The organism is Ezakiella sp., assembly GCF_034180565.1.
In the GTDB taxonomy this organism is placed as follows: Bacteria; Bacillota; Clostridia; order Tissierellales; family Peptoniphilaceae; genus Ezakiella.
Map to the genome: position 1 here is coordinate 1 of NZ_JAXFOB010000002.1, position 2,114 is coordinate 2,114.

A 2,114-nucleotide genomic window follows, 5' to 3' on the forward strand; every position below is an offset into this window, starting at 1 on the left:
TCATTGGACAGATGATATGGTCGATTTTTTGAGAGAAAATTATCCGTATTATCCGAATAAAGAACTTGCCACGATGATTGAAGAAAAGTTCGGCGTTGCGGTTACGGAAGAAAAGGTAAAGTCCGCAAAATCAAATTTCAATATCGGGGATAAAGTTTATCCGAACAAAGGGCGGTTTTATAAAGGCGCAATCCCGTGGAACAAAGGTAAAACGATGAGTGAAGAAACGAGAAAAAAGCTTGAACGGACTTGGTTTAAGAAAGGAAACGTTGCAGTAAACACAAAGCCGCTCGGCTCAACGAGGTTCGACAAAGACGGCTACAAATATATAAAGCTTGCAAAGTCGGGTCAATGGAAACTTTACTCGCGGTATATGTACGAAAAGTATCACGATGTAAAACTTAAAGACGACGAGGCGATTATATTTGCCGACAGAAATAAGGACAATTTCGACAAAGATAATCTCGTTAAGGTCAATCGAAAAGAATTGTTTTATCTCAATAAAAGCGGATTGATTTTTGAAGATAAGGATTTGACAAAAAGCGGAGTGGTTGTTTCCAAAATGGAAATTGCCATTAATGAAAGGAGAAAGAATTTAAAATGACAGAGAAAGAAAAGATATATCTCGGTGACTTAACCGAAGTAGATTTAGTAATGTTGGAAGATTTAAAAGAGTGTTTTACTACAAGTATCAACATTTATTTATCCGATGTATCAGACTTATTGAAAAGTTCGGAATATGAGAAGATTTCAGACGAAACTAAAATCAACGCAAATTTTGAAGTGATTTTTATAAAAATGATTTCAGATTTAAACACAATTTTAAAAGAAAAAATAATCGACGGAAGTGTGAGTTTTAAGCAGTTACTTAACGCTTACAAGTGTTTGATAGAAACTGCAAATGAATCGTTTGACAGAGAAATTGCACTCTATACCGCAAGAAAAAATAATAAGAGGTGAGTAGAGAGGAGAAAAAAAGATGATATTGACAACAAAAGAATTTATAAAAGAAGTTGAAAAACTAGAACTTTATGTAGACAAAAGCGAAAAATTCGGACTCATATTAGTTACTGATTCCAATCACGGATTGGTAGCCTATGTGAAAAACAACGAAAGAAGCCAATTCAGTACCGCTTTTAATTCTTTCGATAATCTATTAGAACCAATGCAAAGAAAGCTGATTGAATTGATTGGTATGTATGCAAGAACACTGCCTGATAAAAGAGAAGAACCAGAAAGATTTTTCCTTAAATTTAAGATAGAAATAGACGACGATTGCAGGTATCTTAACTACTATAAAGAGGAAGACGAGCTTACACTAGATAATAGCCTTGAAACGAGTAGTTTTCAAACACTATTCACAGACAAAGAACTCGAAAAGTTAAAAGAAAAATTTGGAGTCACGCTTAGTGATTTCGAGAAAATTCCGTTTAAAGATAAGGAGAAAGAAGATGTTGACAACAAAAAGATTTATAAAAGAAGTTCAAAACTTAGGATTTGAAGTTGCAGAATACATGAATGTCATTTTAATTAGGCTCAAATCTAGAGAAGTTGCACTTATCGGCAAACTCCAGATTTTTTGCGTAAATACAGAATATCCATCTTTCAATAATTTGCCTGAAGAGTTGAAAGAAAAGCTGTACAACCTTATAGATGAGTACACAAGAACGCCGATTGAGGATAGAGAAGAAGAACAGAAGTATTATTTGGAACACAAGTGGTTGGATGACAACCTCTACAACGTATGGAACTGTTTAAATCTTCGAGTTGAAACAAATGGATATTCAATCGGCAGCCCATTAAATTCGGAAGAATTTAAAACGCAATTTACTCAAGCTGAAATAGACGAAATAAAAGAAAAACTCAATACAAACCTTGAGGATTTTGAACAAGTACCTATTGAGGATAGGAAGTAGCAATGAACGATATAGAAAAAGCTTTCGAATTATTTGATGTATTAAATAGTGCGATTCACGGAATCGAAGATATAGGCGAATTTGACGATTACGATTTGGATGAGCGAGTGGAAAGTATTTATAAAAGTGTGGAAGAACTTAAGGTCGACGTTGTATCCATTTTAAAAGATTTGGGCATATCCGACAATTTTTTTCAAC

5 protein-coding genes are annotated in these 2,114 nt (G+C 34.0%); all 5 read left to right on the forward strand.

What is annotated here, in order from left to right; translation table 11 throughout:
• Window positions 1-604, forward strand: a 604-nt coding sequence (locus SPI61_RS00175) for an NUMOD3 domain-containing DNA-binding protein (protein WP_321136105.1), incomplete at its 5' end; no start/stop codon positions are given.
• A complete protein-coding gene (locus SPI61_RS00180; RefSeq protein WP_321136106.1) occupies window positions 601-960 on the forward strand; it encodes a hypothetical protein in 360 nt (119 codons plus the stop codon). The genes SPI61_RS00175 and SPI61_RS00180, both read left to right, overlap by 4 nt.
• Before the next feature lie 19 nt (window positions 961-979).
• A complete protein-coding gene (locus SPI61_RS00185; protein WP_321136107.1) occupies window positions 980-1,501 on the forward strand; it encodes a hypothetical protein in 522 nt (173 codons plus the stop codon).
• Window positions 1,452-1,916, forward strand: a complete 465-nt coding sequence (locus SPI61_RS00190; protein ID WP_321136108.1) for a hypothetical protein — start codon at window positions 1,452-1,454, stop codon at window positions 1,914-1,916. Before SPI61_RS00185 ends, SPI61_RS00190 begins: the two co-directional genes overlap by 50 nt.
• 2 nt (window positions 1,917-1,918) lie before the next feature.
• Window positions 1,919-2,114, forward strand: a 196-nt coding sequence (locus tag SPI61_RS00195; RefSeq protein WP_321136109.1) for a hypothetical protein, incomplete at its 3' end; no start/stop codon positions are given.